Below are 3,200 nucleotides of genomic sequence, written 5' to 3'. Positions count from 1 at the left end.
CCTGGACAATCTCCGTACGAGCATGAATCACCACATCAAGCTCTTCTTCCATCAAACGAAGATGGCGTTCATTGGAACCAAAAAGATAGAAACAAGTCATCTGGATGACTCAGTTGAATGTCTATTGAATGTTCCTTCAAATAAAGAACCTCTCTAATCCTTTTATTTCTTTTTATTATAGCAAAGGGGTGGAGAAATTACTAGCCAAAACCCAGTGAATCATGCTAGTGTTCTAAGTATTCTTGCCAGATGGCGTCAAAGTCTCCTAGATTAAAAGAGAAACTGGCATGTTCTTCCAAAAAGCGACTCACCTCATCAAAATCATCGGTGTGTTTTGGAAAAGCCGACTCTTCAAAAGCGAGGTCTGCCAAGATAGCTTTGGGACTGTTACTTTTAGGATTGCGCTCGGTCATGAGCCAAGTGTAAAATGATTTTCTCATAAGTCTCCCTAAATCAATTCTGTCCCAAACTGGTCTTGCTTGATTTTACCAGACTTCATCAAGCCACCGAGTGCTTTCTTGAACTGACCTTTAGAAATACCAAAGGTTGCCTTGATATCGTCTGGAGATGACTTATCATTTAAGGTCATGAAACCACCATTGCTTTCCAAATAGGTCAAAATCATCTGAGCATCATTTTCCAACATTTCAAAAGAACGTGGTTTGAGGGAGAGGTTCAAGGTACGGTCCACTTCACGGAAACCAATAACGCGCGCATCTAATACTTGCCCCAAACGTGGCTCTGCGTAACGCTCGCTAGGATGGATAAAGCCGAGCATGTTATTTTCTGGCAGGTAAACAAACGTTCCTGACAGCTTGAGGCGGTAAACAATGGCTGGCCAGTTTTGGTTCTGCATGTTGTTGTAGGCAGGACGAGCCAGACGTTGGAAGTCTTCTTGATAGGCCAAGAGTCCCCAAATACGGTCTTTCTTGTCCACCTCAAGACGGATGTAGAGTTGGTCACCCTTCTTAGGCCAGAGTTCCTTAAGTTCAGGGAGAATATCGAGTGACACAACGATTTCCTTGTCAGGAAGGCCTGTATCTACAAAGACACCCAAGTCTTTACGAACTTCCGTTACAGTTCCCCAACCAAATTGGTCCTGAGTGGCAGTCACTTCTAAGGTTGTCAGGCGGAATTTTTGCTTCATATCCGTGTAGGCAAAACCTTTGACCGTATCACCTACCGTATGCTGACCTTCTTCCTTGGCAAGAGCATAGGTTTGACCATCCTTTTGCACAAAGTAAAAACGGTCATTTTCATCGATGATGAGTCCAACGATAAAACTTGCAAGATTTGTATTCATATTTCCTTCTTTCGAATAAAACTCAGCCAGCAATGCCAACTGAGTTTTTCTGTTTATTTTTAGACTTCCAAAAGTTCTTTTTCTTTGTTAGCAGTCATGTCGTCGATGTGTTTAACAGCATCGTCTGTTACTTTTTGAATATCTTTTTCAAGAGTCTTCAATTCGTCTTCAGTGATTTCTTTTGCTTTTTCTTGTTTCTTAGCTTCGTCCATAGCATCGCGACGGATATTGCGGACAGCCACTTTAGCATTCTCACCGACCTTCTTCACTTCTTTAGCAAGGTCACGACGAGTTTCTTCTGTCAGAGCAGGGATAACCAAACGAATAACAGAACCATCATTAGCTGGTGTGATACCAAGATCAGAAGCGTTCAAGGCACGTTCGATGTCTTTCAATGAAGACTTGTCAAATGGTGTTACCAACAAAACACGCGCTTCTGGAATCGTAATTGAAGCGATTTGGTTAAGAGGAGTTTCGACTCCATAGTATTCTACATGTACACGGTCGAGCAAGCTTGCATTGGCACGACCAGCACGGATACCACCAAATTCACGAGCAAGTGATTGGTGAGACTGGGTCATTCTCTCTTTAGCTTTTTCAATAATTGCGTTAGCCATAATCTTTCTTATTCCTTTTCTTAGATATTATTTGAAACTGTTGTTCCGATATTTTCACCAAATACGACACGTTTAATGTTACCTGGTTGGCTCATGTTAAAGACAACCAAGTCAATGTCGTTATCCATTGAGAGGGTTGAAGCTGTTGAGTCCATGATACGAAGGCCTTTATTGATAACGTCACGGTGGGTCAATTCTTCAAATTTAACGGCTGTCTTGTCCTTCTTAGGATCGGCATTGTAAACACCATCAACACCATTTTTAGCCATGAGGATGGCATCCGCTTCGATTTCAGCTGCACGAAGGGCTGCTGTTGTATCTGTTGAGAAGTAAGGTGAACCAATTCCAGCACCAAAGATAACGATACGGCCTTTTTCAAGGTGACGAAGGGCACGTCCACGGACATAAGGCTCTGCCACTTGTTGCATGGCAATAGCTGTTTGAACACGCGTATCGACACCAACTTGTTGCAATGAATCTGCCATCACAAGAGCATTCATCACAGTCCCAAGCATTCCTGTGTAATCTGCCTGTACGCGGTCCATTCCTGCTTCTGCAGCAGGCTCTCCACGCCAGAGATTTCCTCCACCGATAACAAGGGCAATTTCGATACCTAAGCTATGAACTTCTTGAATCTCTTTTGCGATTGTTTGAACTGTTTGGATATCAATCCCTACGCCACGTTCACCGGCAAGGGCTTCACCTGATAACTTGATTAAAATACGTTTATACTTGGGATTCGCCATTTTCACTCTCCTTTTTTTATCCTACCTATTTTATCACAATTTCTAAGATTTTTATAGTATCATGAGCAATTCTTTCAAAAAAATTAGACAGTTAAAAATTCCTCTAAGTCGCTGAGAGCACGCTCTGCAATTTTTTCATAACGAGCCTTCTTATCACGGATACGCTCGCCTTCTAGCTCCTTGATAATACCGAAATTGACATTCATTGGTTGGAAATGCTTGCTGTCGGCATGGGTGATATAATGAGCCAGACTTCCAATCGCTGTTGTCTCTGGGAAAATAGCCTCGCTTTCTCCCTTGAAAAGACGAGCCGCGTTAATACCCGCAACTAATCCTGACGCTGCTGATTCAACATAGCCTTCTACACCCGTCATCTGACCAGCAAAGAAGAGATTGGGTTGTTTCTTAGAACGATAAGTCTGATCCAGAAGATTTGGTGAATCCATGTAAGAATTGCGGTGCATGACACCATAGCGAACAAACTCAGCATTTTCAAGACCTGGAATCATTTGGAAGACTCGCTTTTGCTCCCCC

At 42.7% G+C, this 3,200-nt stretch carries 5 protein-coding genes and 1 pseudogene; all 6 read right to left on the bottom strand.

Translation table 11 applies throughout. The features are described 5' to 3' along the window. Nucleotides 1-140, bottom strand: a pseudogene (locus SMIDD26_RS11460) (phosphate starvation-inducible protein PhoH); the annotation flags it as partial. A gap of 84 nt (nt 141-224) precedes the next feature. Continuing rightward, nucleotides 225-440: a YozE family protein gene (locus tag SMIDD26_RS04040; protein WP_001232084.1), complete on the bottom strand. Its 216-nt coding sequence runs from the start codon at nt 438-440 to the stop codon at nt 225-227. An 8-nt stretch (nt 441-448) separates the two neighbouring features. Then, nucleotides 449-1,303 carry an RNA-binding virulence regulatory protein CvfB gene (cvfB, locus tag SMIDD26_RS04035; protein WP_061439087.1) on the bottom strand — a complete coding sequence of 285 codons (855 nt, stop codon included), beginning with the start codon at nt 1,301-1,303 and terminating at the stop codon, nt 449-451. A 59-nt stretch (nt 1,304-1,362) separates the two neighbouring features. Continuing rightward, entirely contained in the window at nt 1,363-1,920 is a 558-nt protein-coding gene (frr, locus tag SMIDD26_RS04030; protein WP_001262225.1) for a ribosome recycling factor, read from the bottom strand. A 20-nt stretch (nt 1,921-1,940) separates the two neighbouring features. Continuing rightward, nucleotides 1,941-2,666: a UMP kinase gene (pyrH, locus tag SMIDD26_RS04025; protein ID WP_061439085.1), complete on the bottom strand. Its 726-nt coding sequence runs from the start codon at nt 2,664-2,666 to the stop codon at nt 1,941-1,943. An 83-nt stretch (nt 2,667-2,749) separates the two neighbouring features. After that, nucleotides 2,750-3,200: FAD-dependent oxidoreductase (locus SMIDD26_RS12720; protein WP_246746889.1), on the bottom strand; the 451-nt coding region annotated here is incomplete at its 5' end.

Source organism: Streptococcus mitis, assembly GCF_001579035.1.
GTDB lineage: Bacteria > Bacillota > Bacilli > Lactobacillales > Streptococcaceae > Streptococcus > Streptococcus mitis_J.
The sequence above is the reverse complement of the archived record's forward strand: the minus strand, read 5'-3'. Positions and strand labels throughout refer to the sequence as shown.

Excerpts from the sequence above, each read along its gene's own strand:
- SMIDD26_RS04040 (WP_001232084.1), bottom strand. The coding sequence starts at position 440 with ATGAGAAAATCATTTTACACTTGGCTCATGACCGAGCGCAATCCTAAA.
- cvfB (WP_061439087.1), bottom strand. The coding sequence starts at position 1,303 with ATGAATACAAATCTTGCAAGTTTTATCGTTGGACTCATCATCGATGAA.
- frr (WP_001262225.1), bottom strand. The coding sequence starts at position 1,920 with ATGGCTAACGCAATTATTGAAAAAGCTAAAGAGAGAATGACCCAGTCT.
- pyrH (WP_061439085.1), bottom strand. The coding sequence starts at position 2,666 with ATGGCGAATCCCAAGTATAAACGTATTTTAATCAAGTTATCAGGTGAA.